Source organism: Hoeflea sp. BAL378 (assembly GCF_000759435.1).
GTDB lineage: Bacteria > Pseudomonadota > Alphaproteobacteria > Rhizobiales > Rhizobiaceae > Hoeflea.
On the sequence record NZ_JRJG01000024.1, the window covers coordinates 89,820 to 116,095 of the forward strand.

Genomic DNA, 26,276 nt, shown 5'->3' on the forward strand with positions numbered 1-26,276 from the left:
TGAGGTTGGGTTGCCAGGGCACGCAGCATGGAGAATGCCTTGAAACCGACAATGATGGATGTCGCCGCGCGGGCGGGCGTGTCGCAGGCCACGGTATCGCTGATTCTCAACGGCAGTTCGGGAGCCCGGTTCAGCGAGGCGACGCGCAAGAAGGTGATGGATGCGGTCAACGAGCTGGGCTACCGGCTTCCCAACAGGTCGGTGGCCGCCGATCCGTCCGAAAGCCGGGTCATCGCCTTCCTCACCGACGAATTGACCACCGACCCCTGGATGGCGCTCGCCTTCGAGGGCGCCCGCGAAAAGGCGCTGGAGCTGGGCGTCATCGTCACGCTCGGCATTTTCCGCGAAGGCGAGGATCCGAACGAGGACGTATTCTCGCTATGCCAGCGGCAGCCGCTCATGGGCTATATCTTCGGCACCATCCTGACCCGCAAGATTGACCCGCCGGAGGCGCTGTTCAAGCTGCCGTCGGTGCTGGTCAATTGCTACGACCAGAACCGGCGCCTGCCCTCGATCCTGCCGGGCGACGTCGCCGGCGGCCGGACGGCGACCGAGCGGCTGATCCAGGCCGGCCGTCGCCGGATCGGCCTGATCAACGGCCAGGAAGGCCTCGACAATCCGCGCGACCGGCTGCGCGGCTACAAGCAGGCGTTGGCGAGCAACGACTTCACCTTCGATCCCGAGCTGGTGCGCCACGGCAACTGGGAACCGTCGTCGGGCTATTCGGAAACGCATGTGCTGATGGACCTGCCCAATCCGCCCGATGCCATCTTCTGCGCCAACGACCTGATGGCGTTGGGCTGCATCGAGGCGCTCAAGGAGCGCGGCAAGTCCGTCCCCGGGGACGTGTCGGTGATCGGCTTCGACAATCGCGACATCGCCCAGTTCATCCGGCCGCCGCTGACGACGCTGCATCTTCCCCTGTTCCAGATGGGGGCGATGGCAGTGGAAATGATCCACGACATCGCCGGCGGCCTCAAGAGCAGCCATGACCAGTTGAAGGTGGAATGCACGATCGTCGAGCGGGACTCGGTCTAGCCGCGGCGGCCGCCGCCGGCTTGACAGATCAGGCATGCGACTAACATTTTAGAATGCCCCGAACGAAGGATGCACCCCTGTCCGAGACCCCGACTCCACGGCCCGCATTGCCAGCGCTGGATGAATTTTCCGGCACGCTCGCCCAGAAGGTCTACCTGTCGTTCAAGCAGGCGATCCTGGGGCTGACCTTCCGGCCGGGCGAAATCATGCAGAAGCAGGAGATCTGCGCCGAGCTCGGCGTATCCCGCTCGCCGGTGTCCGAAGCCGTGGCGCGGCTGGCGGCTGAGGGCCTGGTCAATGTGATGCCGCAGGCCGGCACCTTCGTCGCCCGGCTGTCGATGGACGAGATCCGCGAGGGCGCGTTCCTGCGCGAGGCGCTGGAGCTTGCGGCGGTCGAGATCGTCGCGGCCACGATCAGCGAGGAGCAACTGGTCCTGCTCCGCCGCAACCTGCGGATCCAGGAAGCGCTGATGCAGGACGGCGACAATGCCGGCTTCTACCAGATGGACGCCAAGATGCATGAGCTGATCCTGTCGTTCACCACCTACAAACGGCTTGCGACGATGGCCGAAACCGCCTGGGTGCATGTCAACCGCGCCCGGCAGCTCATCCTGCCGGCGCCCGGCCGCATCGAGGCGACGCTCGAGGAACACAAGGCGATCGTCTCGGCACTCGAGGCGCACGACCCCGAGGCTGCGCGCACGGCGACGCGGCATCATCTGCGCCAGCTCATCACGTTTCTCGAGCCGCTGGTCGAGACTCATCCGGACTGGTTCGACACCAAAGGCTGATGGCGGAGAAGCCGCGTCCCAGCTCTGAAAGGCCCGCCATGCCCGATCTTCCCAATCGCCCGCGCTATGCCGCCCGGCTCAACGCCTTCAAGACCGGCCTGCCGGGCAAGCCGACGGCCGCGGACCTGATCGCCCGCGCCGCCGGGGTCGAGGGGCTCGACGCCGCAGACCTCAATTATCCGGACCATTTCGCGGATCATTCGCCGGATGAGCTCTCCGCGATCCTCTCCTCCCACGGCATGGCGCTCAACGGACTGGCGATGCGCTATTACACCGATCCCGGCTTCCGGCTCGGCGCCTTCACCCATCCCGATGCGAAGGTCCGCCAGGCGGCGGTCGATATCACCAAAAGCGGCCTCGACGCGCTGGCCCGGATGGGCGGCAGGCTGATGACGCTGTGGATGGGCCAGGACGGCGTCGACTATTCCTTCCAGGGCGACTATGCGCGGATGTGGGACGACACCATCGCCGCGATCCAGGCGGTGGCCGACCACAATCCCGATCTCGACATCGCCATCGAGTACAAGCCGAACGAACCCCGCGCCTTCGCCCTCATGCCCGATATCGGCACGACGCTGCTGGCGATCCGCGAAGCCGGACGGCCCAATCTCGGCGTGACGCTGGATTTCGCCCATGTGCTCTATGCCGACGAGATCCCGGCCCAGTCGGCGCGGCTGATCGGCCGCCACGCGAAACTCATGGGCGTACATCTCAACGACGGCTACGGCAAGCGCGACGACGGCCTGATGGTGGGCTCCGTGCATCCGGTGCAGACGGTGGAGCTGTTCGTCGAGCTCGACCGCATGGGCTATGACGGTGTCATCTATTTCGACACCTTCCCCGATCATGGCGGGCTCGACCCTCGCGCCGAGGCGCGCGCCAACATCCAGATGGCCGAGCGGCTGCGTGCCGTGGCCGCCAGCCTCTCGGGTCACAAGGGGCTCGCCGAGGCCATTGCCCGCCAGGACGCCACCGCCTCCCTCGGCATTGTCGCCGACGCGCTCTACAGGGCGGGCCGGTGAGCGTTTTCGTCTGCGGCTCGCTGCATTACGACGTCATCGTCAACGCCCCGCATTTGCCGCGGCTCGACGAAACGGTGGCGGGCTCCGCGGTGAGCTACGTGACCGGCGGAAAGGGCGGCAACCAGGCCGTCGCCGCGGCGCGGATGGGGGCATCCACGGCCTTCGCCGGCAGGGTGGGCGGCGACGCGTCCGGAGAGGTGCTGCTGCAGGGCCTGATCGAGGCTGGCGTCGATGTGAGCCAGGTGCAGCGCGACCCTGGCGCGTCGGGAATGAGCGTCGCCATCGTCGAGCCTTCGGGCGGCTACGGCGCGGTGATCGTCTCGGCCGCGAACCTCGAGATCGATCCGTCCCGGATCGAGATCCCGTCAGGCGCGACCACGGTTCTGCTGCAAAACGAAGTGCCCGAAGCGGTCAACCTCGCCGTCGCGCTCAAGGGCCGCAACGCCGGCGCATGTGTGTTTCTGAACGCGGCCCCCGCCCGGGCGATGGGCCCGGATCTGATGGACGCGGTCGACATCCTGGTGGTCAACCGGGTGGAGGCGGCGGACCTGCTGGCGCAGCCGGAGGCCGCCCTCGATCCGCTTGCGGCCGCGAAGGCCTTGAGCCGTCTCGGCCCGCATGCGGTCATCGTCACGCTCGGAGGCGACGGTCTGGTGCTCTACGAATCCGGCGTGGTGACCCACCATCCCGGCCACGCGGTCGGGGTCGTCTCGACCCATGGCGCGGGCGACGCGTTTCTGGGCGCGCTGGCAGCCGCCAGCGCCTCGGGCAAGGCGCTCACGGCGGCCGCCCGCTTCGGCCAGGCGGCGGCCGCGCTGCATGTCGCCTCCACAGTCGACCAGCGCCGGGTGATCACGCGCAAAGCCGTCGAAACGCTGATCGCCGAGGCGGCAAGCCGGTAGGATCGGGCCGCCGCGCCGCCCCCCGTACGCCACGACCCGCCGCCGACGCCCTACGGGGACAAGCGATGCGCATCGGTCTCCTGCACGACCCTCAGTGTGCGACCGGTGCGTCCGCGCGCATCAGCCCCTCGGATTTGAGCTCCGCCCAGAGCGCGGCGGGGATCTTCGCCGTGGCCGCCTTGAGATTGGCTTCGACTTCGGCGACCCCCTGGCCGCCGGGAATGACCGAGACCACCGCGGGATGCCCGAGTGGAAACTGGAACGCCGCATCCACCATCCGCACCTTGTGCCGATCGCACACGGCCTCGATGCGGGCGACCCGGTCGAGGATGTCCTGCGGCGCCGGATCGTAATTGTAGAAGGCTCCGGGCTTGGGGCCGGTGGCGAGGATCCCGGAATTGTAGGGGCCACCGATGATGATGCCGATGCCGCGCTCGGCCGCCAGCGGCAGGAAGCTCTCGAGCGCCTCCTGCTCGAGCAGCGTGTAGCGGCCGGCCAGCAGGAACAGGTCGAAATCTCCCCGCTCGGCCATCCACTGACAGGGCTGCCATTCATTGACGCCGGCACCGAAGGCGGCGATCACGCCCTGCTCGCGCAGTTCCACCAGAGCCCGGTAACCGCCGTTCATCAGCTCGTCGAGCTTCGCGTCCAGCGCCTGCTGGCTGCCGTGGTTGAAGATGTCGAGATCATGGGCGAACAGGATGTCGATGCGGTCGACGCCGAGCCGCTCGAGCGAGGCTTCGAGCGACCGCATCACCCCGTCATAGCTGTAGTCGTAGACCTCCTTGCGCGCCGGCACGTCGAAGAACTTGCCGATGCAGTCGCGCTCCTCGCCCGCCTCGCAGCGCCTGAGCAACCGCCCGATCTTGGTCGACAGCACATAGTCGCCGCGGGGCTTTCCCCGCAGGAACCGGTTCATCCGCGTCTCCGCCAGACCCAGGCCGTAAAGCGGGGCAGTGTCGAAATAGCGCACGCCGAGATCCCAGGCGCGGGAGAGCACCGCATCGGCCTCCTCCTCGCCAATCGCCCTGTAGAGATTGCCCAGCGGCGCCGTGCCGAAGCCGAGTTCGGTGAAGGTCAGCCCGCCATGTCCGAGCCTGTCCCAATGTCGTGTCTTCAATTGCATCCGCACCTCCCTGCCTGCTAACATGCTAGTATAATTGTGGATCGGCTGCATAGTCCCGCGTGCGGACTTCGGCGCAAGGGGGGTATTTTGGACAATTTCAGACAGGTGTTCGGGCCGGGCAAGCCGGTGATCGGCATGGTGCATCTGGGCGCGCTGCCGGGCTCGCCGCTCCATGATGGCGAGGCGGGACTCGACGGGCTGTTGGCCGCCGCCCGCGCCGACCTCACGGCGCTTCAAGCGGCCGGATTCGACGCGGTCATGTTCGGAAACGAGAACGACCGGCCTTACGAATTCGCTGTCGACACCGCCTCGACCGCCACCATGGCCTATGTGATCGGCCAGCTCCGCGGCGAGATCACGGTACCGTTCGGCGTCAATGTGCTGTGGGACCCGATGAGCACGATCGCACTTGCGGCGGCGACCGGCGCCCGCTTCGTGCGCGAGATCTTCACCGGAACCTATGCCAGCGACATGGGGCCGTGGACGCCGGATGCGGGCAAGGCGATGCGCTACCGCGATCGCCTCGGCCGGCGCGACCTGGCGATGCTCTACAATGTCTCGGCCGAATTCGCCGACAGCCTCGACCGGCGGCCGCTCGCCGACCGGGCGCGCAGCGCCGTGTTCTCCTCGATCCCCGATGCGGTGCTTGTCTCCGGCCAGATCACTGGCGAGGCGGCGGCGCTGTCCGATCTCGAGGCGGTCAAGAAGGTGCTGCCCAACACCCCTGTGCTCGCCAACACCGGCGTCAAGCACGCGACCATCGCCGATGTGCTTGCAGTTGCCGACGGCTGCATCATCGGCTCGGCGCTCAAGATCGACGGCGACACCTGGAAGGCGATCGACCCCCACCGCGCCCAGGACCTGATGGACCGGGCGCGCGCGGCGCGGGGCGGCGCATGATGCGGCAAAGATTGCGGCAGGACCTGATCGACCTGATGATGACGCCGGGCCTTTCGGGCCACGAGGAACGGGTGGCGAAGCTGATCCGAAGCCGGCTTTCCGATGCGGGCATCTCGAGCCGAGTGGACCGCATGGGCAATGTCATCGCCAGCTTCGAGGGCGACGCGTCCTCCCCTTCTGTGATGATCTTCACCCACATGGACCAGTTGGGCTTCTTCGTGCGCAGGATCGAGGCGGACGGGCTGATCCGGGTCGAGCGGATGGGCGGCGTTTCCGAACGCGCGATGGCGGCGCAGGCGGTGACGCTGTGCGTGGGCGAAGGCCGCGACGTGCCGGGCATCATCTTGAACAAGGCGCATCACGCCACCCCGCCCGACGAGAAGTACAAGGTGCTGACCGCGCCCGACATCAGGATCGACACCGGCCATGGCTCGAAACAGGCGGTGGAAGCGGCAGGAGTCCGGATCGGCACCCCGGTGGTCTACCTGCCCCGGGTCATCGAGCTCGCCGGCGACAGGATCGCCGGAACCTCGGTCGACGACCGCGCCGGCTGCGCTTCCCTTCTGGAGATCGCCCGCGGCCTCGCCACGCGCGACGGCAATGGACCGTCCGTGCATGTGGTGTTCAGCGTGCAGGAGGAATTCAACCTGCGCGGCGCGCTCGTGGCGGCCCAGGCGCTCAAGCCCGACATCGCCATCCAGATCGACCTGATGCTCGCCACTGACACGCCGGACATGGAAGACAGGGGCGAGATGCGGCTCGGCGGCGGGCCCGGCATCAGCCTCTATTCGTTCCATGGCCGCGGCACGCTCAACGGCGTGATCCCCCATCCGGCGATGGTCGAGCTGTTCGAGCAGACCTCCGAAAGCCTGGCGATGCCGTTGCAGCGCTCGGCCCAGGTGGGCGTTCTGACCGACCTCTCCCATGTCCAGCTTGTGGGCGAAGGCGTGGCCTCGATCGACATCGGATTTCCGATGCGCCATTCGCACTCGACCGTCGAATGCTGCGATCTGGGCGATCTCGAGGCGATTACCAGGCTGGCGCTGGCGGCGATCGGCCGCATCGGCCCGGACTTCAAGCTGACGCGGGAGACCTGAGATGGGCTACACGCTGGGCGTCGACATCGGCACCTTCGAATCCAAGGGCGTGCTGGTCGAGGATGGCGGACGCATCGTCGCGCAGGCGTCCCGCGCGCATGAGATGATCGTCCCCCGCGCCGGCTGGGCCGAGCACCGGGCCGAGGAGAACTGGTGGGGCGACTTCGTCTTCATCACCCGCAGGCTGATCGCCGACAGCGGCATCGACCCTTCGAAGATCCGCGCGGTGGCCACATCGGCGATCGGACCCTGCATGCTGCCGGTCGACGCGGACGGCGCGCCGCTCATCAACGGCGTGCTCTACGGCGTCGACACGCGCGCGGCCCGCGAGATCGAGGATCTCAACGCCGAAATCGGCGCGGACACGATCCTCGCCCGCTGCGGCAATGCGCTGACCTCGCAGTCGGTCGGCCCGAAGATCCTCTGGTTCAGGCGTAACCACCCGGACCTCTGGGTGCGCACCGCGCGGATCCTGACGTCCACCAGCTACATCACTTCCAGGCTCACCGGGGAGTATGTGATCGACCACTATACGGCCGCGAATTTCTCGCCGCTCTACGACATGGCGCGGCAGGACTGGTGCTTTGATCTCAGCGACATCTGCCCGCCGGAGATGCTGCCCAAGCTGATGTGGTCGACCGACATCGCGGGCCACGTCACCGAAGCGGCGGCGCGCGAGACCGGACTTGCCGCGGGCACGCCGGTCACCTGCGGCACCATCGATGCGGCGGCGGAAGCCGTCAGCGTCGGCGTCCGGGGACCGGGCGACATGATGATGATGTATGGCTCGACCATCTTCATCATCCTGCTGTCAGACAAGCCCCTGTCGGACCCGCGGCTCTGGCATGCGCCCTGGCTGTTTCAGGGCCAGCACGCGGCGATGGCGGGCCTTGCCACCTCCGGCACCCTGACCCACTGGTTCCGTGACCGCTTTGCCCGCGAGCTCGACCGGGACGGCGCCTTCGGCGTTCTGGCCCGGGAGGCGGAAGCCTCGCCGCCCGGCGCCAGGGGGCTGATCTGCCTGCCCTATTTTTCCGGCGAGCGCACCCCGATCCATGATTCCAGCGCCAAGGGAACCTTCTTCGGCCTCGATCTCACCCATGACCGGGGCGACATGTACCGCGCCGTGCTCGAGGGCATCGCCTCCGCCACGCGCCACATCGCCGACACCTATGCGGATGCCGGGCAAACGCCGGCCCGCGTGCTTGCGGTGGGCGGCGGCACCAAGAACCGGCCCTGGCTGCAGGCGACATCCGACCTCACCGGCCTCGACCAGATCGTCTGTTCGGTCACCACCGGCGCCTCCTATGGCGACGCCTTTCTCGCGGCGCTCGCCGTCGGCCAGGTCAAACCGGACGACATCGAGAGCTGGAACCCGGCGGGCGAGACCATCGCGGCCCAGGAGCACGCGGCCTATGCGCGGCAGTACCCCTTGTTTCTCCAGCTCTATGAGCGGACCAGGGACATCATGGCAGCCTTGGGACATGACACATGAGCCAGTTTGAGCAGGCCCTGCATGAAATCGGTTCGGTGCTGGAACGCATGCGCGACGACGACATCGAACGCGTCACGGAGATGATCGCCTCCGCGAACACCATTGTCGCCTATGGCTGCGGACGCGAAAGCCTGCAGATCCAGGGCTTCGTCATGCGGCTCTATCATCTGGGGCTCAGGGCTTCGATGCAGGACGCGATGACCACGCCGCCGCTCGGGTCCGGCGACCTGTTCCTCTGCTCGGCCGGCCCGGGCGAGCTCTCAACTGTTAGCGCGCTGATGCGGGTCGCGCGCGCGGCGGGCGCCCGGATCCTGTTCCTGACCGCCGAACCCGAATGCGCCGCCGCGCGCCTTGCCGATCTGGTCCTGAACGTTCCGGCGCAGACCATGGCGCGGGACGTGGGCGGGAGCTCCACCCTGCCGATGGGATCGGTCTATGAAGGCGCGCTGTTCGTGCTGTTCGAGATCCTGGTGCTGCGGCTCAGGGATCGCCTGGGCGAAACCAGCGAGACCATGCGGGCGCGGCACACCAACATGGAATAGACCTCGCAGAGGGAGCTGCGCACGAAGAAAGCGCGCTTCGCCGCCTCCGTCCGTGGCTCATTTCACCGCGCCGGCGGCCATGCCCTTGATGATGTAGCGCTCGAGTACGATGCCGATGGCGATCAGCGGCAGGATCGCCGCGAAGGACAGCGCCGCCATCGACCACCAGCTGATCCCCTGGCTGCCGGTCTGGCTCGCCACCATCACCGGCAGCGTGTTGGCGTGGGTCGAGGTCAGCAGCGCGGCGAAAAAATACTCGTTCCAGGTCAGCACCAGCGACAGGATGAAGGCCGCCACCATGCCGGGCAGCGCGATCGGCAGCACGATGGTGGCGAACGCCCCCCAGATCGACAGCCCGTCGACGAGGGCTGCCTCCTCGAGCTCCTTTGGGATGCCCGCGAACTGGTCGCGCATGATCCAGATGACGATCGGCAGGACCGTCAATGTATAGAGCAGGATCAGGCCGATCCGCGTGTCGAGCAGCGCCAGCGACTTGTAGAGCACCAGGAAGGGCAGAGCCAGAACCACCGGCGGCAGGATCAACTGGCTCAGGAAGAAGAACGAGATGTCGGAATTGCGCATGAAGCCGAAGCGATAGGAAAAGCGCGACAGGCCGTAGGCCGCGAGCGAACCCAGGAACACCGCCAGCCCCGAAGAGCAGAGCGCGGTGATGACCGAATTGTAGAAGCGCTTGAGGAATTCTTCGCGCACGGTGGATTCGGCCCAGATCGTGTCTGGCGACAGGCCGAGCGATCTCCAGCCCAAGGATTTCGGCTGGTAGTCCCAGTACGGGATCAGGTTTCCCTTCATCACGTCCGGTGCCATCTTGAACGAGGTGGTGATGGTCCAGTAGATCGGAAACAGGCAGATGATCGCCCAGAGGATCAGCACGCCGTAGATCGCCACGCGGCCCGAGAACCATTTCGCCTTGACGGCGAGATCGTCGGGACTGTCGTGAAAGATCTGCTGGCTCATTCTCCCGCCTCCCCGGTCAGTAGCGCGGCCGCGCCCAGCGGTCGGTGAGTTTCATGACGATCGTGATCGCGATCACGATCAGCACCAGGTAGACCATCGCCAGAAGTGTGCCGTAGCCGACATTCGAGCGGTCGCGGTATTCGCGGAAGATGAAGCTGGTGACGCTGTCGGTCGCGCCCCCCGGCCCGCCCGCGGTGACGTTGATGATGATGTCGGCGAGCTTCAGCTTGAAGATGATGCGGATCAGGATCACCGTGATCGACACCGGCAGCATCAGCGGGAATGTCACTTCCCAGAAGCCGCGCCAGGCCTTTGCGCCATCCACCTTGGCGGCTTCCTGGATGTCCTTCGGGATCGCCTGCAGCCCGGCGAGGATCATGATCATCATGAACGGGATATAGGTCCAGGCGTCCATCACCATGATCGTCAGCCGCGCCATTTCCGGCGTTCCGAAGAACGAGGGGTTCTCCCAGCCGAGTTCGCGGGCGAGCCGCGCGAGCGGGCCGAAGCGCGCCTCCATCATCGACTTGCCGATCATCCAGCTCACGGCCACCGGCGACAGCATCAGCGGCATCAGGAAAGCGACGCGGAAGAACTTGCGCGCCCGGATCTGCGAGTTGAGCAGCAGCGCCAGCCCGAAGGCGATGGCGTATTCGACGATGATGGCCAGCGTGTAGCGCACCATGTTGGCGAGCGCGTTCCAGTAGAAGCCGTCGGTCCACATCTGGCGAAGATTGTCGAGGCCGTTGAAGGCCCGTCCCGTCGGCGAGGACAGGTTCCAGTCCGAAAACGCGATCACCAGCCCGAACAGCAGCGGGAAGACCACCATGGAGACGACGAACAGCGCCGCCGGCAGCACGAACAGCACCCGCTTGCCCCGTTCGCCACGGATCAGCACCTGGCCCCAGCAGAGGCAGATCGCCCAGAGCACATAGGCGTAGAGCGTCGGCCGCCAGGTGGAAAAGCCGAAATCGGCGTGGCCGGTTTCCTGCAGCGTCTGCGCGAGCGCCACCAGCCCCAGCACCAGCGCCGAGCCCCACATCAGCGCCCTCCCGAACGCCATCCTGCGTTGGGTGATATTGTCATTGGTGACAACGTGGAGGAAATCGCCCTGCTCGGCCACTGCGCATGTCCCGGATTGCATGAAGACGCCGGCGGTATGACCGCCGGCGTCAGGATCGGACCCTCGGGCTACATGCCGAGCGAGGCCTTGTAGAGCGCGATCTGGCTCTCGCGGCCGATCTGGTCGGTGATCTTCTCCCAGGCTGCGGCAATCGCGTCGGCGGTTTCCTGGGCCGAGCCGTACTGGCCGGCAAAGCCCTTGGCCAGTTCGTCCTCGGCCACCGAGTAGTACTGGAAGATTCCGGGGATGCGCGGCTCGATGGCGGCGTTGGGGTGGTTGTAGCTGTCGAGGTTCGAGCCGAGATAATCCTCGATGAAGGCCCGGTCATAGCCCGCCGCTTCCCACTCCTCGTAGTTGAAGTGGCTGTTGCGGTAGGGCTGGAAGCCGGACGGATAGGCCGAGGTCCACAGCGACAGGTCCTTGCCGCCGAGATGCGCCGCCGCCGACCAGGCCGCCTTGCGCTTCTTCTCGTCGCCCGAGACCCGGTTGGTGACATAGATGCCCCAGCCGATATAGGCCATGTTCGGCGCCTCGTTCATCTCCTCTTCCCAGGCTCCGCTGCGCCAGTTGTAGCGCCGGTCGGAGGCCGGGTTGATGCCGAAGCCGACCACGTCGCCCACCACCGACGTGTCGGAGGTGCGCGCCGAGGATCCCACGTCGCCCCACCACATCAGCATCGAGCCGGTGCCGGCCAGGAACTGGCTGAAGGCCGTGGTGCCCGGGTCGGCGTTGATCTGGTCGGCCGGATAGGCGCCGGGCGTGGCGATCAGGTCCATCACGTCCTGGAACGCCTGCACCCAACCCGGATTGTTGACCAGCGGCTTCATGGTGTCCGGCTCGAACAGCCAGGCGGCCTCGTCGGGATGCTTGACATAGGCGGTGGCGCGGTTGGCGACGAAGTAGAAGCCGAAGCCGCCCCAGCCCTTGAGCGGGTCGAGATAGCCGTGGGCCGGCAGCCCGGTCAGCGGGTCTGTCTTGCCGGCGAGTTCCTTGGTGACGGCGTTGATCTGCTGCCAGGTCTTGGGCACTTCGGCGCCGCCGATGCCCTCGGGGCCGAAATAATCGGTCCGGTAGGCGAAGGTGTGGCAGTCGCCGTCGATGGTCACGCGGTAGGCCTTGCCGTCCCAGGTGCCGACCGGCGCCTTGAGGTAGTCCACCAGATCGTCGGCCTCGATCTGCTCGGCCACCCAGGCCGGCATCTCGTCGAGCAGGCCGCGGCCGGCGGTGTCGCCCTCGAACGGAGCGCCCATCTCGAGAATGTCGAAGTCCACCGTGCCGGTGGCGATCGACTGCTGCAGGCGCGCATTGTAGTCCGCCTGCGCCAGATCGATCCAGTTGATCTTCGCGCCGGTATAGGCTTCCCACGGCTTGAGGAAGCCGCGGAACAGGAAATTGTGCAGGTTCTGGTTGTTGAGCCCCATGAAGGTGAGCTCCACGCCGGCGAACTCGCCCTCGGCCACATTGGCCTTGGTGGCGGCAAGGCACATCTCGCCGACCTTCTGCCAGTCGGCATCGGTGGGCGATCCGGCGCCCACGCCCGGAATCTTCAGGATTTCGGCGCGCACATTGTCCTGTGCGGCGGCACTCTTCATGCCAAGCCCGCCCATGGCGGCCAGGCCGCCCACGGCGGCGGCTCCCTGCAGCAGCCTGCGGCGGCTCATCGCCACCCGGACTGCATGTTCAAACAGATCAACTTTCATGAAACACCCTCCCAAGCGTTACACGCTCCTCGCGCGGTCCGGTCCAGGGAGGCGGCGGGACCAGGATTTGGTCGTTGAACGCCTTGTCTTCCCAACGGCCGGGTCCGGACACACCGGACAGAGGCAAAACATTTCAGCCTTCCGCGGAGCTGTCAAGCATCTAACATGCTAGTATGACTAGATGATAGACAGCGGCAAGGACCTGCGTTACCACTTGGCGGGACCGGAGCAGCGCAAACCACGGGGACGGCATGGCGGACGTCAGGATCGAGAAGCTCTACAAGGCTTACGGAACGGTGGAAGTGATCCACGGGGTGGATGTCGACATTCCGGACGGGCAGTTCGTGGTCCTCGTCGGCCCCTCCGGCTGCGGCAAGTCGACCCTGTTGCGCATGATTGCCGGGCTCGAGGGCGTGACGGCGGGCAGGATCATCATCGGCGATCGGGTGGTCAACAATCTGCCGCCCGCCGAGCGGAACATCGCCATGGTGTTCCAGAATTACGCGCTCTATCCGCACAAGACCGTGGCAGCCAACATGGGATTTGCGCTCAAGATGCAGCGCATGCCCAAGGCCGAGATCGACCGGAAAGTCGCCACTGCCGCGGAGATCCTCGGCCTTCAGCCCTATCTGGCGCGCTACCCGCGCGAGCTTTCGGGCGGCCAGCGCCAGCGCGTCGCCATGGGCCGCGCCATCGTGCGCGAGCCGCAGGTGTTCCTGTTCGACGAGCCCCTGTCCAATCTCGACGCCAAGCTCCGGGTTCAGATGCGCACCGAGATCCGCGAACTGCATCAGCGGCTGTCGACCACGACGGTGTACGTCACCCATGACCAGATCGAGGCCATGACCATGGCCGACCAGATCGTGGTCATGCGCGACGGCCATATTTCCCAGCAGGGCGCACCGCTGGAGCTCTACGACCGGCCGGCCAATGTGTTCGTGGCGGGCTTCATCGGCTCGCCCTCCATGAACCTGGTCGAGGGCGTCGTCACGCGCGGGGACGGCGCGGCCAGCGTCCTCGCCAACGGCGTGTCGCTCGCCGCCCCGGACCTGCCGGGGCTCGACGAGGGCCGCAGCGTGATCTACGGCATCCGCCCCGAGCACCTGCTGATCGACGACAGCGGCTTCGAGGCGACGGTGGCCGTCGTCGAGCCGACCGGGCCTGAAATCCATCTGGTGCTGCGCGCGGCCGGACGCGAGCTCATCGCCGTGCTGCGCGAGCGCCAGATGATCCGTCCGGGCGACATGATCCGGCTCAGGCCCCAGCCGGAGATGGCGCATCTGTTCGACGCGGGGACGGGTCTGCGGATCGGGTGACGGCGGGAGGCGCCCTGCCCGCCCCCAGGATCGGCGGGAGCCCGGCGCGGCCCGAAGGAAGTGCCCGGCGTGACAAAGGGACGCCGGATCGGGGCAATGAGACACGACGGGCCGCGCGCGGCGGCCGGACCTGCAACGGGAGGACACTATGCTCAAGGGACTGGATCCACGCCTGAACGCCGAGGTGCTCTATGCGCTTCGCGCCATGGGGCACGGCGACATGCTGATCATCGCCGACACCAACTTTCCCTCCGATTCCATCGCCCGCCAGACGGTGCTGGGCGATTTGCTGCGGATGGACAACCTGACCGCCGGCGAGGCCGCCGAAGCGGTGCTGTCGGTGTTGCCGCTCGACAGTTTCGTCGACGATTTCGCCGGGCGGATGGAGATCGTCGGCAGTCCCGGCGAAGTCCCGCCGGTGCAGATGGAGGTGCAGCGCGCCATCGATGCCGCGGAAGGCAAGCCGCGGCCGATGGTCGGCATCGAGCGCTTCGCCTTCTATGACATTGCCAAGCAGGCCTATGCGGTGATCCAGACCGGCGAGCGGCGGTTCTACGGCTGCTTCATGTTCCGCAAGGGCGTGATCGGCCCCGACGCCTGAATGTCACGGCCAGATGAGAAGGAGGCCTGCATGTCCAAAGTCGTGATCCTCGGCGTGTTCGTCGCCGACACCGCCTACCGCGCCGCCCGGCCGCCGCGCATGGGCGAAACCATCCTGGGCGAGAGCTTCGCGCTGGGACCCGGCGGCAAGGGCTCGAACCAGGCGGTGGCGGCGGCGAAGGCAGGGGCTGAGACCCATTTCATAACCAGGCTGGGGCGCGACACCTTCGCCGAGATGGCGCTCAGGACCTGGGCGGAGGCCGGGGTCACGCCGGCCGTCACCCAGCATGACGATGGCTACACCGGCGCCGCCTACATCTTCGTCGAGGCCGGCACCGGCAACAACGCGATCATCGTCTGCCCCGGCGTGGCAGGCCAGATCTCGCCCGCAGACATAGATGCCCGCGCCGACCTGATCGGCTCGGCATCGGTGTTCGTGACCCAGCTCGAGCAGCCGATGGATGCCGCGCAGCGCGCGCTCGAGATCGCCAGGGAGGGCGGCGCAATCACGATCCTCAACCCCGCGCCGGCGGCGGACCTGCCAGACGGCATGCTGGCGCTGTGCGACTACGTGACGCCCAATGAATCCGAGGCCGAAGCCCTTACCGGGCTTGCTGTGACCACGCTCGAGGAGGCGGCCCGCGCCGCGGAGAAGCTGATCGAGATGGGCGCGTCCGCCGCGGTTATCACGCTCGGGGAGAAAGGTGCGCTCTACCATGATGGCAGGACGAGCACGCACGTGCCCGCCTTTGACGCCGGACCGGTGATGGAGACCACCGGGGCGGGCGACGCCTTCAACGGCGGCTTTGCCGCAGCCCTTGCCCGCGGCCTCGATCCGCAATCCGCCGTCAGGTACGGCTGCGCCACGGCGGGGATCTCCGTCACCCGCGCCGGCACCGCTCCGTCCATGCCCTCCGCGGCCGAGATCGACGCCTTGCTCGCCGGAAGCTGAAACGGCCCGTGTCTCTCCCCCGGCTGCGCAAAGCGCCGCTCGAAGACCGGGTCACAGAAACATAGGCGACGCGTGGGCTAGAGGTCTCTCAGGTAGGTGTTCTCGCTCCGGCACTGATCATAGAGACCCGGCTCGATATCTGCCGTCAGAAACGCCTCGGACAGGCCCGCCGTCGCCAGCGCCGATCCGTCCGGAGCCGTTAGGATGGACCGGCCGGCATAGGTGAAGGCGCCGTCACGGCCGATATTGTTGACATAGGCGATGAAGATCTGGTTCTCGAAGGCCCGCACCGGGACCATCTTCTCGGCGATGAATGTGCCTGACGCCCCTTGCGGCGTGGCGGTCGGTACCAGGATCATCTCGGCGCCGGCCAGCGCAAGGCGCCGCACGTTTTCCGGAAACTCGACATCGTAGCAGATCAGCATGCCGACCGTCATGCCGCGATGGCGAAACAGGCAGGTCGCAGGCGGTGCGGGCGTGAACAGGCGGCGCTCATAATCGCCATAGAGATGGGACTTGCGGTAGACCGAAGGCCTGTCCGCCCCATTGGTGTGGACGGCGGAATTGTAGATCGTCCCGCCCGCCGTCTCGACAAATCCGGCGACGATGGCGACGCCGGTCTGGCGGGCAATCTCGCCCAGCCGGAGGACGATCGGCCCGTCGGCGGGTTCGGCCAGATCGAGCAGGGCCGCGCCCCCGCCATAGCTGGTCACGCCAAGTTCGGGCGTCACCAGCAGCGTCGCGCCCGCGTCCGCGGCCTGACGCGCGGCCATCTCGATACGGGCGAGATTGGCCGCCGTGTCGGGGCCGGCGGTCTGCATCTGCAAGGCGGAAATCCGGATCATGAGAGGCTCCTCGGAGGACTATACTGCAAATTTGGCCCTGCCCCGCAAACCCGGCGCTTCGCCAGGGCCCGCGGGTTCCCGCCGCCGGACCGCCTCATCCCCTCGCGGCGAGAAGGATCTGCGTGAGCGCCGCCTCGTCGAGCGGCACCGGGTTTCCGCCCGCGCAGGGATCGGCCACGCCCATGCGCGCCACCGTGTCGATGTCGATATCGCGCACCCCCATGCCGGCAAGCGTGCCCGGGATGGCGAGCATCTCGCGCAACTCGTAGATCCATTCGATCAGACCCGCCGCGGACGGGTTCGGCAGGTCGAGAAAACGCGCGAGGAAATTGAGCTTGTCGGTGATCGCGGGGGCGTTGAACTCGACGACATAAGGCATCAGCACGGCATTGAGCAGGCCGTGATGGGCGTCATGGAGCGCGCCGAGGGGATGGGCGAGCGCGTGAATGGCGCCCAACCCTTTCTGCAGCGCCAGGCACCCCATCCCGGACGCAATCAGCATCTGCCCCCGGGCCTCGAGATTGCCCCCGTCCCGCGTGGCGACGGGCAGCCACTGCTTGATGAGCCGCACGGCATTGAGGGCCACGCCTTCCGCCATCGGATGAAAGGACGGCGCGCAATAGGCCTCGAGCGCATGGGACAGCGCGTCCATGCCGGTGGCGGCGGTGATGGCGGCGGGCAGACCGGTGGTGAGCTCGGGATCCATCACCACCACGTCCGGCATCATTCTCGGATGAAAGACGATCACCTTGCGCTTCTCGGCTTCGTTGGTGATCACCGAGGAGCGGCCGAGCTCAGACCCGGTTCCGGCGGTCGTGGGAATGGCGATCACGGGCACCGGGCGGGACGTGTCGGCCCGCTTCCAGTTGTCGCCGATATCCTCCAGGTCCCACATCGGGATGGTCTGGCGCGCCATCAGCGCGATGGCCTTGGCCGCATCGAGCGCGCTGCCGCCGCCGACGGCGACAACCAGATCGTGCCCGCCCGCATGGAACATCGAGACGCCGTCGGCGACATTGGTTCCCGTCGGGTTCGGCTTGACGCCGTGGAACAGGGCCGCCTCCAGCCCTCCGCTGCGCAGCACCTCCATGGACCGATGCACCGGCGGAAGATCCTTGAGGCCGGAGTCGGTCACCACCAGCGGCCGGCTGGAGCCGAGGTCGCGGACGATGTCATGAAGCTCCGCGATCCGGCCATTGCCGAAGCGCACCGCGGTAGGAAAGCTCCAGTTGCTGGATACGGCTTTGGTCGTGAACATGAGGAGTGCCTTGTTGCGAGACTTCAGGAGACGGGTTGGGCGGCATTCTGCCTTTTCAGCGCGCGGCGGCGCATGAACTCGGCCAGCCCCACCAGCAGCAGCGCCGGAATGAAATTCAGGGTCGCGAGCGCCGGATAGATCGGCGAGGAGCCGACGGCGATGCCGCTGTAGACGAAGATCGGCAGCGTCCGGGCGGTGCCCGAAAGCGAGTACGAGACATAGAAATTGCCCCAGGACAGCAGGAAGGCGAAGATGGCGGCGGAGAATATGCCCGGCCACAGCAGCGGGAAGGTGATCTCGCGGAACACCTCCCACCGGCTGGCGCCGGCGTCGCGCGCCGCATCCTCGAGCGTCTCGTCGAATCCGTAGACCTGCACGGCGACGATCACCAGCGCGAAAGGCGTGATGTAGACGACATGGCCGATGATCACGGTCGCCAGCCCGGTCGAGAAATCCAGCCAGTTGCCCAGAACCGAAAACCACAGCAGCATGACGACGCCGAGCAGCAGTTGCGGGAAAAGCAGCGGCGCGAAGGTCACGACGCGGAACAGGTTCTGGAAGCGGAACCGGTAGCGGATCCAGGCGATCGCGCCGGCCGTTCCGAGCACCGTGGCGAGGATCGTCGAGACGGCGGCCACCGTCGCGGAATTGATGACGGCGGGGAAGAAGTCCGGCTTGCGGATCAGCTCGCCGTACCATTGCAGCGAGAACCCGTCGATCGGGAACGTCAGCACGCGGCTCGAGGTGAACGAGAAGGCGACCAGCGTCACGATCGGCGCGTAGAAGAACAGGAGGAGCAGGACGACGCTGCCGACGAGCGCGGTGTCGACAACGGCGTTCCTGAAGTGTTGCGACATCATGCCAGCTCCCTTCTGGCCGCAGGCGTGCGGCGGAACACGAAGGCTGCCGCCAGCGCCAGAGTCAGGGCGCCGATGACGATCAGCACGATCGTCAGGGCTGCTCCGAGCGGCCAGTTGACCCGCGTCTCGAAACTCTGCCGGATCAATTCCGAGGCCAGCGGCGAGGTGCCGCCGCCCAGCACCTTGGGCTCCAGGAAAGCGCCGAGGCTGAGCACGAAGACAAGCACGGCGCCGGAATAGAGGCCCGGCCGCGACAGCGGCAGCGTCACCTCGAAAAAGGTGCGGATCCGCGACGCGCCGGCGTCATAGGAGGCCAGGACGAGATCCCGGTCGATCCGCGCCAGCGAGAGATAGATCGTGAACATCGGATAGACGGCGAGATTGTAGACCATGCCGATCATGGTTCCCGTCGGCGTGAACAGGATGTCCATCGCCTCCGGCCCCAGCCCCAGATAGGACAGCAGCCAGTTGGCCACGCCCTGCCGGTCGAGCACCAGGATCCAACCGAAGGTCTTGAGCACCGCATCGGTGAGGAAGGCGAAGATGATCAGGATCTGGATCTGCGCGCTGTAGGTCTTCAAACGGGTGGTCAGCGCATAGGCCGTCGGGAAGGCGATCAGGATGGAGATCACCACGCAGATCAGCGCCATCCCCACGGTGCGCAGCATGATCGTCCAGTAGTGCGGCTTGGAGAAGATCTCGGTCCAGATCGTCAGGTCCCAGGTCCATTGCAGCCGGTAATATTGCGTGGTCTGGAAGGTCAGAAGCGCGGTCATCGCCAGGGGAACAAGAAAGAAGACCAGCATGACGATCGCCAGCGGCGCCACGGCCGCCACCAGCACCGGATCGTTCCATGTCTTGGACTGGCTCTTCATGCTCACTCCGACAACAGGAAGGCGCGCATGGGCTCGAAGCCGATGCGGACCTCTTCGCCGACCTGCGCCGGAAGTTCGAACGACCCGGGCAGGTCCATGACGACGGGAGCGTCGAGACCCGCCACCCGGACGCGGTACTGGGTCGACGATCCCTTGATGAAATACTCCTCGACCACCCCGGTCAGCATCCACTGGCCCGGACCGGGTTCGCCCGCGAGGAACCCGATGGACTCCGGCCGGATCAGCAACGCCTTGTTGCCCTCGCCGAGGAACTCCGAGACATTGCCGGACTCCATGACGACCGGCTGGCCCGCCACGAGCGGGGATCCCACCGTCAATCCGCCCTCGAGCGTGCCGGAGACATCGACGGGGAGGAAGTTCGTCTCGCCGATGAAGCCTGCCACAAACATGTTGGCCGGGCGGTAATAGATATCCGTGGGGGTGCCTATCTGCACCATGCGGCCGGCGCGCATCACGCAGATCTTGTCGGCCAGCATCATCGCCTCCTCCAGATCATGGGTCACCAGCACGAAACTGGTGCCGAGTTCGCGGTGGAGCTTCTTGAGCTCGGCCTGCAGCGATTTCTTCAGTTTCGCATCGAGCGCACTCATCGGCTCGTCGAGCAGAAGCACGCCCGGGTGCGACACGAGCGCCCGCGCCAGCGCGACGCGCTGCTGTTCGCCGCCGGACAACTGGGCCGGAAAGCGATCGAGATAATCGGGGTTGAGATGCATCAGCTCGAGCATGGCGACGACCCGCCGGTCGATTTCGGCCCTGTCGAACTTCTGCAGTTTCAGGGGAAAGCCGATGTTCTGGGCAACGGTCTTGTGCGGGAACAGCGCCAGTTTCTGGAACACCATGCGGGTCGGCCGGCTTGCCGCCGGAACGCCGCGCATGTCCTTGCCCTCGATTTCGAGGCGTCCTTCGGTGATGTCCTCGAAGCCGGCGAGGATCTTCAGAAGCGTTGTCTTGCCGCAGCCGGACGGGCCGACCAGGGCGACGAATTCGCCGGCGCCCACTTCCAGCGAGACGCCGTGAAGCGCGCGGACCCTGCCGTAATCCTTGACGATGTGAGACGCGTCGATGATCGGGGTTGCCAATGCCAGCTTTCCTCGCCGTAAAGTCCATTCAACAGGGGCTCCGCCCGCTCGAAAGCGGGCGGCTTGCTTTGCGGTGTCGCCGATCAGCGGGCGGCGAGTTCTTCCTGCCAGATGGCCAGCATATCATCGATGTTCGGCGCGACCGTGTGGAACTGGCTGTTTTCCCAGGCCGTCCACATGTAGTCCATCTGCAGCGCCTTCTTCTCTTCCTCGGAGAACAGCGCTTCGGCCTTGCTGTTGGGAACCAGGTTGCAGGTGGCCTCGGTGATCGCCAGTTGCTTGGCGACTTCCGGCGAGACGATGTATTTGAGGAAGTCGGCCGCGATGGCGGAATTCCTGCCGTTGTCGATGAGGCCCGTCGCCTCCATCCAGATGATGCCCTGCTTGAGGCCATCCTTCGGCTCGGGCACGATCGACTGGATGTAGTCGTGTCCCTTCAGCCGCAGCGACGAGGTGCAATAGGTGCCGCCGCCGATCAACGCCCGGAACGAGCCGTCGAGCAGGCCCTTCTGGGCGATGGCGAGGTCGCCGACGATGGCGCGCGTGTTCTTGAAGGCCGCGCGAAGCACCTTGCGGACTTCGCCAAGGGCGGCCTCGTCGAGTTCTTCATAGGGGTTGACGCCGGCGTAAAGGGCAAGCGGCATGATCGGCCAGTCACCCCAGTCGAGCAGGCAGATCTTGTCCTTGTAGGCGCTGTCGAAGACCGGCGCATAGCTCGACCAGGCTTCCAGCGTGTCGAACTTGGTGTTGACGGTCGGGCCGACCCAGCCCCAGCGCGTCGGCAGGCCGGTGGCCTTGCCCTCGAACTGCAGCGGCCCGAAGGGCGCGGCGAACTGGGGATAGAAATCGGCATATTGCTCGGCGAAATCGGCGTCGTCGAGGAAGCGGCAGAATCCGGCGGGACCCATGCGCTGGATCCACGGGCTGTCGGAGGAGACGAGATCGAAATCGCGCGAGGCGCCGGCGGCGAGCTTGGCGAAGCCGCCGGCCGAGTCGGTGATCAGGTCGATGGCAATGGTCGCATCGTTGGCCGCCTGGAACGGATCAAGAATCGACGGCGCGTTGTAGCCTTCCCAGCACATGTAGTTCAGGCTTTCGGCCGCCTGGGCGCCGCGCGGCATCCCCAGGAAGGCGGCGCCTGCGGCGGCAAGTCCCATGCCGCCCATGCCCTTGAGAACCGACCGGCGGTTCATATCGTTTGCTAGCTTGTTCATCTCTGCTGTTCCCTTTTTCATGTCCGTTCCTTTCTGTCGTCCAACACAAAGTCCCAAAGGTATCAGACCACCCCCAGGTAGCGCCTGATTTCCCATTCACTCACATGCCGCTGATACTCGGCATATTCGAACTGCCGGGCGCCGACGAACCACTCGACGAAATCGGCCCCGAAGATGTCGCGGGCGACATCGCTGCGGTCGAGCCGCGCGGCGGCCTCGCCGAGATCGCGCGGAAAGGCGGTTTCGGCGGAGGGCCTGGAGGCATAGAAATTCTCGTCGCTGCCGGCTGGCGGCTCGATCTCGTTGCGGATGCCGTAAAGCCCCGCGCCCAGGCACAGCGCCAGCGCCAGATAGGGGTTGGTGTCGGCCGAGGGCACGCGGAATTCCACCCGGGTGGCCTCGGGCACGTCGTTGATGACGCGAATGGCCGCCGTCCGGTTCTGAACGCCCCAATTGGCCGATGTCGGGGCCCAGGCGCCGGGCACCAGCCTCTTGTAGGCATTGACGGTGGAGGAGCAGAGCGCCAGCAGCTCGGGCATCAGCCTGAGCAGGCCGCCGATGAAATGACGCCCCGTCCGGCTCAACCCGTCGGGTGCGTCGGGGCTGGCGAAGACCGGATTGCCGCCACTGTCGCGCAGCGACACATGGAGATGTCCCGATTGCCCCGACAGCGATGGCGACAGCTTGGACATGAAGCTCGCCGTCAGGTCGTGGCGCGAGAAATAGGCCTTTGCGAAATTCTTGAACAGCATCGCGTCGTCGGCGGACTTGATGCCCTTGGCGTAGGTCAGCGGCGCCTCGAAGCAGCCCGGGCCCAGCTCGGTATGGATCGCGTCGAGCCCTATGCCCATGGTCTTCATGGTGGCATCCAGCCCTTCCAGCAGCGCCCCATGCAGGGCGGAGGTCTGCAGCGAATAGGTGCGGTTGCCGGGCGCGAAATGCGTGAGGTCCCGGTAGGACTTGGCGCGCAGGCTTTCGGGCGTCTCGTCGAAGATGAAGAACTCGAACTCGAACGCGGAGAGGACGTCGAAACCCATTTCCGCGGCCTCGGCCATCAGCCGCAGGCAGACATTGCGCGGCGACCGTTTGCCGAACTCGCCGGAAAAATCCGCGAGGCAGATGGCGCTGTCCTCGGCAAACGGATATTTGCGCACGGTGTCGGCGAACAGCGTGGCGGGTCGGTCGACGAAGGCGCCGTCCCTGTAGGCCTTTTCCGCAACGTCCCAGAAATACAGGACCTCGCAGAACGGATAGCCGGCCTCGCCAAGTTTGACAGCCTTGTCCGCGGAGACCAGCTTGTCCCGGAACTCGCCTTCCGGGTCGACCATGCCGATATGAACCGATCCGGCATTGATCTTCTGAAGTGCAGTCTGCAGATTGATCGGCATTTGTCTTGCGCCTGGCCTGGTTTCTCATTGCGACGTCTGTCGAGGTTAGGGCCGGTTCCGGTGCAAGAAAATAGCCCGATGGGGATAGACGGGCCGGTGCGGCCATGCTCCGTTCGGCGCAGGATGAGGATAGGCATGTCCGTGGACAAGGCGTTTTCAGCGTGGAACGAGGCGATTGCGAAGGCGATCGGCGCGGTCGGCACCGCTGAATTCGCCCACAGGCTCGAAGCCGCACTCGGCAGCATCGTCGATTTCGATATCCTGATGGTGTTCGCCTATTCCGGATCGGAGAAGCCAGTCTGCCTCTACCACAATATCGATTCCAGGCGTGCCCGGACTGTGGTGGATGCCTATGTGTCAGGGCCCTACATCCTGGATCCGTTCTACAACACGGCGACCGATCCGCAGGCCACGGGCGTTAAGCGGCTGCGCGACATGGCGCCCGACCAGTTCCACAAGTCGGAATATTTCCGGCGCCATTACAAGCTGACGGGGATCCGCGACGAGGTCGGCATTATCTGCAGGCCCGACGGCTGGACCGGCGTCGTCATCAGCTTTACCCGGCCGGTGGCTGCCCCGGCCTTCGGGCGTCAGGACATCGCGGCGATCCGCGCTTCCCAGCCGGTGATCCAGACGCTGGCCGACCGCCACTGGCGGCGGAACGCCGCCATCGCAACACCGGCGGGATGGGATGCGGAGGTGGCGCGCGATCCGATCGGCGAGCCCCTCACCCGCATGACCGACGGCATCCTGACGCCGCGCGAAATCGAGATCACCTCGCTCGTCCTTCAGGGCCACTCCAGCGGCTCGATTGCGCGGCATCTCGCCATCGCGCCCGGTACCGTGAAAAATCACCGGAAGAACATTTATCACAAGCTCGATGTCTCCAGCCAGTCGGAGCTGTTCGCGATGTTCATCCAGCAACTGTCCGGACAATGAGCGGGGCCGGCTGCTAAGCCCTGCGGTTTCGGGATCTGCGCAATCGCTGGAAAGGCTCGTAAAAAAGTCTGCGCCGCTCCCTTTGGGCGGCGCAGACCGGTGTCCGTCTTCAGTCCGGGGCCAGGAAATGGCCCGAAGGGGGTCCCGGGCCGTTGGTCCTAGTCGGCGGAGCCCGCGCCTTCCGGCAAGGCCCATGCGATGACATGGTCGCCCACCGGGGTTTCCATGAAATGGTGGCCGCCCGGCGCCAGCACGATGAACTGCCGGCCCTCCACCTCGAAGGTGATCGGCGTCGTCTGGCCGCCCGCGGGCAGCGTGTCGGTCCACAGCACTTCGCCGGTCTCGATGTCGATGGCGCGAATGAGGCCGTCCGTCGCCGCGGCGATGAACACCAGGCCGCCGGCCGTGACGATGGGGCCGCCATTGTTCGGCGTGCCGATAGTGACGGGCAGGTTCGACGGAATGCCGAAGGGGCCGTTGTTCAGCGCCTGGCCGATCGGCTCGTCCCAGAGCGTCTTGCCCGTGGCGAGGTCGATGGCGCGGATGCCGCCATAGGGCGGCTGCTTGCACAACAGGCCGGTGAAGGCGAGGCGCCAGCCTGCATTGACCGAGATGCCGTAAGGCGCGCCGAGCTGCGGCCCCTGTTCGCCTCCCCCGCCGGAAGGGGAATTGATCGCCGTCGCCTCGACCTCGTCCCGCGGTATCAGCCGGTTGAAGTTGGGCATGTCGTTGTAGTTGGCGATCAGGATGCCGCGTTCCGTGTCGACCGCCATCGAGCCCCAATCCTGCCCGCCATTGTAGCCTGGGTACTGGATCCAGCGTCCGTCGGTCGTCGGCGGCGTGTACATGCCATCATAATTGGCCCGCCGGAACTGGATGCGGCACCAAAGCTGGTCCAACGGCGACATGCCCCACATGTCCTTTTCCGTGAGCGGATCGAAGGCGAGCGTGTGGTAGGTGGAGAAGGGCTGCACCTTCGACAGGTAGTCCTGCTCCACGCCCATGTTGGTGGGAACTTCGCGTTCTTCCACCGGGAAGAGCGATTCCCCGGTCGCGCGGTTGAGCACATAGATGTCGCCCTGCTTGGACGAGACGATGATCGCCGGCACCGTGCCGCCCTCGGTGGGGAAATCCACGATCGCGGGCTGGGAGCCGAGATCGTAATCCCAGACATCGTTGTAGACGGTCTGGAAATGCCACACATCCTCGCCGGTGGTCACGTCGACGGCGACGATCGAGGTGGCGTACTCGTTTTCGAGCTCTGACCGGTTGGATCCGTAATAGTCGACGGAAGAGTTGCCGAGGGGCAGGTAGATGTAACCGAGTTCCTCGTCGGCCGCCGGAATCGTCCACATGTTGGGCGTGCCGCGGGTATAGGTCTCGCCCTCGGCGGGCGCCCCGCGATTGCCCGGATTGCCGAGATCCCAGGCCCAGGCCAGCTCGCCGGTCTCGGCGTCGTAGCCGCGCACCACGCCCGAAGGCGCGTCCTCGCCCTGCCCGTCCTTGACCTGCGCGCCGACGACGGCGACGCCGCGAACGATGATGGGTGGCGACGTGACGGCATACCAGCCGGGCACGGTTTCGCCGATGCCTTCCTCGAGATTGACCTGACCTTCCACGCCGAAGCCCGGGCAAAGTTCGCCGATCCGCGCATCCACCGCGATCAGCCGCGCATCCAGCGTGCCCCACAGCACGCGGGTGGCGCAGAGCTCGTCCGCTTCCGCATCAGGCACCTCGAAATAGGCAGCGCCCCGGCAGGTTGCGCCATAGGGAATGGCGTCGGTGGGCACTTTCGGGTCATAGCGCCATTCCTCCTTGCCCGTCGCGGCGTTGATCGCCACCATGATGCCCATGGCCGTGCAGTGATAGAGGTTGCTGCCGACCTTGAGCGGCGTGTTCTCGGGCGAGTACTTGTCCTCGGCGTCGCCTTGCGGCAGGTCGCCGCTGCGGAAGGTCCACACGCGTTCGAGCTGGCCGACATTGTCGCGCGTGATCTGTGCCAGCGGCGAATTGCGGGTTCCGTGGATCGTGCCGCCATAGGACGGCCAGTCATCGCCCGTTGCGCGCACCGGCAGGGGCTGGCGCGTGGCGGCGGGGGCGGGGGCGGCGGCAGCCTGGTCGGGCTGGGCAGGCGTGACGAGAGCCCCGGCGGCCGCGGGCTCCGTCCCCGCCGTGCCGGGCTGGTCAACGCCGGCCTCATCCGGAGCGGCGCCGGCTT

24 protein-coding genes are annotated in these 26,276 nt (G+C 66.2%); 12 read left to right on the forward strand and 12 right to left on the reverse strand.

Annotated features, from left to right (window positions below; translation table 11 throughout):
• Positions 1-39 precede the first annotated feature (39 nt).
• From LL06_RS07360 to LL06_RS07375, 4 genes are read left to right on the forward strand one after another with little or no spacing between them, the layout of a single operon-like run.
• The gene (locus LL06_RS07360) at positions 40-1,038 is read left to right on the forward strand and encodes a LacI family DNA-binding transcriptional regulator (RefSeq protein WP_244447070.1); all 999 of its coding nucleotides are present in this window, start codon (positions 40-42) and stop codon (positions 1,036-1,038) included.
• 53 nt (positions 1,039-1,091) lie between these two features.
• A complete protein-coding gene (locus LL06_RS07365; RefSeq protein WP_052161285.1) occupies positions 1,092-1,829 on the forward strand; it encodes a GntR family transcriptional regulator in 738 nt (245 codons plus the stop codon).
• Between the two features lie 38 nt (positions 1,830-1,867).
• Positions 1,868-2,851, forward strand: a complete 984-nt coding sequence (locus LL06_RS07370; protein ID WP_035524331.1) for a sugar phosphate isomerase/epimerase family protein — start codon at positions 1,868-1,870, stop codon at positions 2,849-2,851.
• Positions 2,848-3,753 (forward strand): PfkB family carbohydrate kinase, encoded by a 906-nt coding sequence (locus LL06_RS07375; protein ID WP_035524335.1) that lies wholly within the window; start codon positions 2,848-2,850, stop codon positions 3,751-3,753. The genes LL06_RS07370 and LL06_RS07375 overlap by 4 nt, the downstream gene beginning before the upstream one ends.
• Before the next feature lie 91 nt (positions 3,754-3,844).
• On the opposite strand, the gene LL06_RS07380 is transcribed toward LL06_RS07375, so the two are convergent.
• Complete coding sequence (locus tag LL06_RS07380; protein ID WP_035524426.1) at positions 3,845-4,873, reverse strand: aldo/keto reductase; 1,029 nt, start codon at positions 4,871-4,873, stop codon at positions 3,845-3,847.
• A gap of 93 nt (positions 4,874-4,966) precedes the next feature.
• On the opposite strand from LL06_RS07380, the gene LL06_RS07385 reads away from it, so the two are divergent.
• The 4 genes from LL06_RS07385 to LL06_RS07400 are packed head-to-tail and all read left to right on the forward strand — an operon-like array spanning position 4,967 to position 8,913.
• Complete coding sequence (locus LL06_RS07385; RefSeq protein WP_035524338.1) at positions 4,967-5,779, forward strand: BtpA/SgcQ family protein; 813 nt, start codon at positions 4,967-4,969, stop codon at positions 5,777-5,779.
• A complete protein-coding gene (locus tag LL06_RS07390) occupies positions 5,776-6,876 on the forward strand; it encodes a M42 family metallopeptidase (protein WP_244447071.1) in 1,101 nt (366 codons plus the stop codon). The genes LL06_RS07385 and LL06_RS07390 overlap by 4 nt, the downstream gene beginning before the upstream one ends.
• Position 6,877: 1 nt before the next feature.
• Complete coding sequence (locus LL06_RS07395) at positions 6,878-8,371, forward strand: FGGY-family carbohydrate kinase (RefSeq protein WP_035524342.1); 1,494 nt, start codon at positions 6,878-6,880, stop codon at positions 8,369-8,371.
• Entirely contained in the window at positions 8,368-8,913 is a 546-nt protein-coding gene (locus LL06_RS07400; RefSeq protein WP_035524344.1) for an SIS domain-containing protein, read from the forward strand. Before LL06_RS07395 ends, LL06_RS07400 begins: the two co-directional genes overlap by 4 nt.
• Before the next feature lie 57 nt (positions 8,914-8,970).
• On the opposite strand, the gene LL06_RS07405 is transcribed toward LL06_RS07400, so the two are convergent.
• From LL06_RS07405 to LL06_RS07415, 3 genes are all read right to left on the reverse strand, one after another.
• Entirely contained in the window at positions 8,971-9,888 is a 918-nt protein-coding gene (locus LL06_RS07405) for a carbohydrate ABC transporter permease (protein ID WP_035524346.1), read from the reverse strand.
• Between the two features lie 16 nt (positions 9,889-9,904).
• Positions 9,905-10,951 (reverse strand): sugar ABC transporter permease, encoded by a 1,047-nt coding sequence (locus LL06_RS07410; RefSeq protein WP_244447073.1) that lies wholly within the window; start codon positions 10,949-10,951, stop codon positions 9,905-9,907.
• A gap of 128 nt (positions 10,952-11,079) precedes the next feature.
• The gene (locus tag LL06_RS07415) at positions 11,080-12,711 is read right to left on the reverse strand and encodes an extracellular solute-binding protein (RefSeq protein WP_035524351.1); all 1,632 of its coding nucleotides are present in this window, start codon (positions 12,709-12,711) and stop codon (positions 11,080-11,082) included.
• Positions 12,712-12,962: 251 nt separating this feature from the next.
• Here LL06_RS07415 and ugpC point away from each other — a divergent pair, with 251 nt between their 5' ends.
• The 3 genes from ugpC (at position 12,963) to rbsK (ending at position 15,579) form a co-directional block, all read left to right on the forward strand.
• Complete coding sequence (ugpC, locus tag LL06_RS07420; protein WP_035524353.1) at positions 12,963-14,027, forward strand: sn-glycerol-3-phosphate ABC transporter ATP-binding protein UgpC; 1,065 nt, start codon at positions 12,963-12,965, stop codon at positions 14,025-14,027.
• Positions 14,028-14,175: 148 nt separating this feature from the next.
• The gene (locus LL06_RS07425) at positions 14,176-14,628 is read left to right on the forward strand and encodes an RbsD/FucU family protein (RefSeq protein ID WP_035524356.1); all 453 of its coding nucleotides are present in this window, start codon (positions 14,176-14,178) and stop codon (positions 14,626-14,628) included.
• Positions 14,629-14,658: 30 nt separating this feature from the next.
• Positions 14,659-15,579: a ribokinase gene (gene rbsK / locus LL06_RS07430; RefSeq protein ID WP_035524360.1), complete on the forward strand. Its 921-nt coding sequence runs from the start codon at positions 14,659-14,661 to the stop codon at positions 15,577-15,579.
• A gap of 77 nt (positions 15,580-15,656) precedes the next feature.
• Here the strand turns inward: rbsK and LL06_RS07435 are convergent, their stop codons facing one another.
• From LL06_RS07435 to LL06_RS07465, 7 genes are all read right to left on the reverse strand, one after another.
• Entirely contained in the window at positions 15,657-16,424 is a 768-nt protein-coding gene (locus tag LL06_RS07435; RefSeq protein WP_035524363.1) for a carbon-nitrogen hydrolase family protein, read from the reverse strand.
• Positions 16,425-16,518: 94 nt separating this feature from the next.
• The gene (locus LL06_RS07440; protein ID WP_035524365.1) at positions 16,519-17,682 is read right to left on the reverse strand and encodes an iron-containing alcohol dehydrogenase; all 1,164 of its coding nucleotides are present in this window, start codon (positions 17,680-17,682) and stop codon (positions 16,519-16,521) included.
• Positions 17,683-17,705: 23 nt separating this feature from the next.
• A complete protein-coding gene (locus LL06_RS07445) occupies positions 17,706-18,542 on the reverse strand; it encodes an ABC transporter permease (protein WP_052161286.1) in 837 nt (278 codons plus the stop codon).
• Positions 18,539-19,417 carry an ABC transporter permease gene (locus tag LL06_RS07450; RefSeq protein WP_035524368.1) on the reverse strand — a complete coding sequence of 293 codons (879 nt, stop codon included), beginning with the start codon at positions 19,415-19,417 and terminating at the stop codon, positions 18,539-18,541. Before LL06_RS07450 ends, LL06_RS07445 begins: the two co-directional genes overlap by 4 nt.
• 2 nt (positions 19,418-19,419) lie before the next feature.
• The gene (locus LL06_RS07455) at positions 19,420-20,517 is read right to left on the reverse strand and encodes an ABC transporter ATP-binding protein (protein WP_035524370.1); all 1,098 of its coding nucleotides are present in this window, start codon (positions 20,515-20,517) and stop codon (positions 19,420-19,422) included.
• An 83-nt stretch (positions 20,518-20,600) separates the two neighbouring features.
• On the reverse strand, positions 20,601-21,731 hold the full coding sequence (locus tag LL06_RS07460; RefSeq protein WP_161784948.1) for a PotD/PotF family extracellular solute-binding protein: 1,131 nt from the start codon (positions 21,729-21,731) through the stop codon (positions 20,601-20,603).
• Positions 21,732-21,793: 62 nt separating this feature from the next.
• On the reverse strand, positions 21,794-23,119 hold the full coding sequence (locus LL06_RS07465; RefSeq protein ID WP_035524375.1) for a glutamine synthetase: 1,326 nt from the start codon (positions 23,117-23,119) through the stop codon (positions 21,794-21,796).
• A 135-nt stretch (positions 23,120-23,254) separates the two neighbouring features.
• Between LL06_RS07465 and LL06_RS26825 the strand changes: the two genes are divergently transcribed.
• Complete coding sequence (locus LL06_RS26825) at positions 23,255-24,058, forward strand: LuxR C-terminal-related transcriptional regulator (RefSeq protein ID WP_035524377.1); 804 nt, start codon at positions 23,255-23,257, stop codon at positions 24,056-24,058.
• Positions 24,059-24,216: 158 nt separating this feature from the next.
• On the opposite strand, the gene LL06_RS07475 is transcribed toward LL06_RS26825, so the two are convergent.
• Positions 24,217-26,276, reverse strand: a 2,060-nt coding sequence (locus tag LL06_RS07475) for a pyrroloquinoline quinone-dependent dehydrogenase (protein ID WP_035524379.1), incomplete at its 5' end; no start/stop codon positions are given.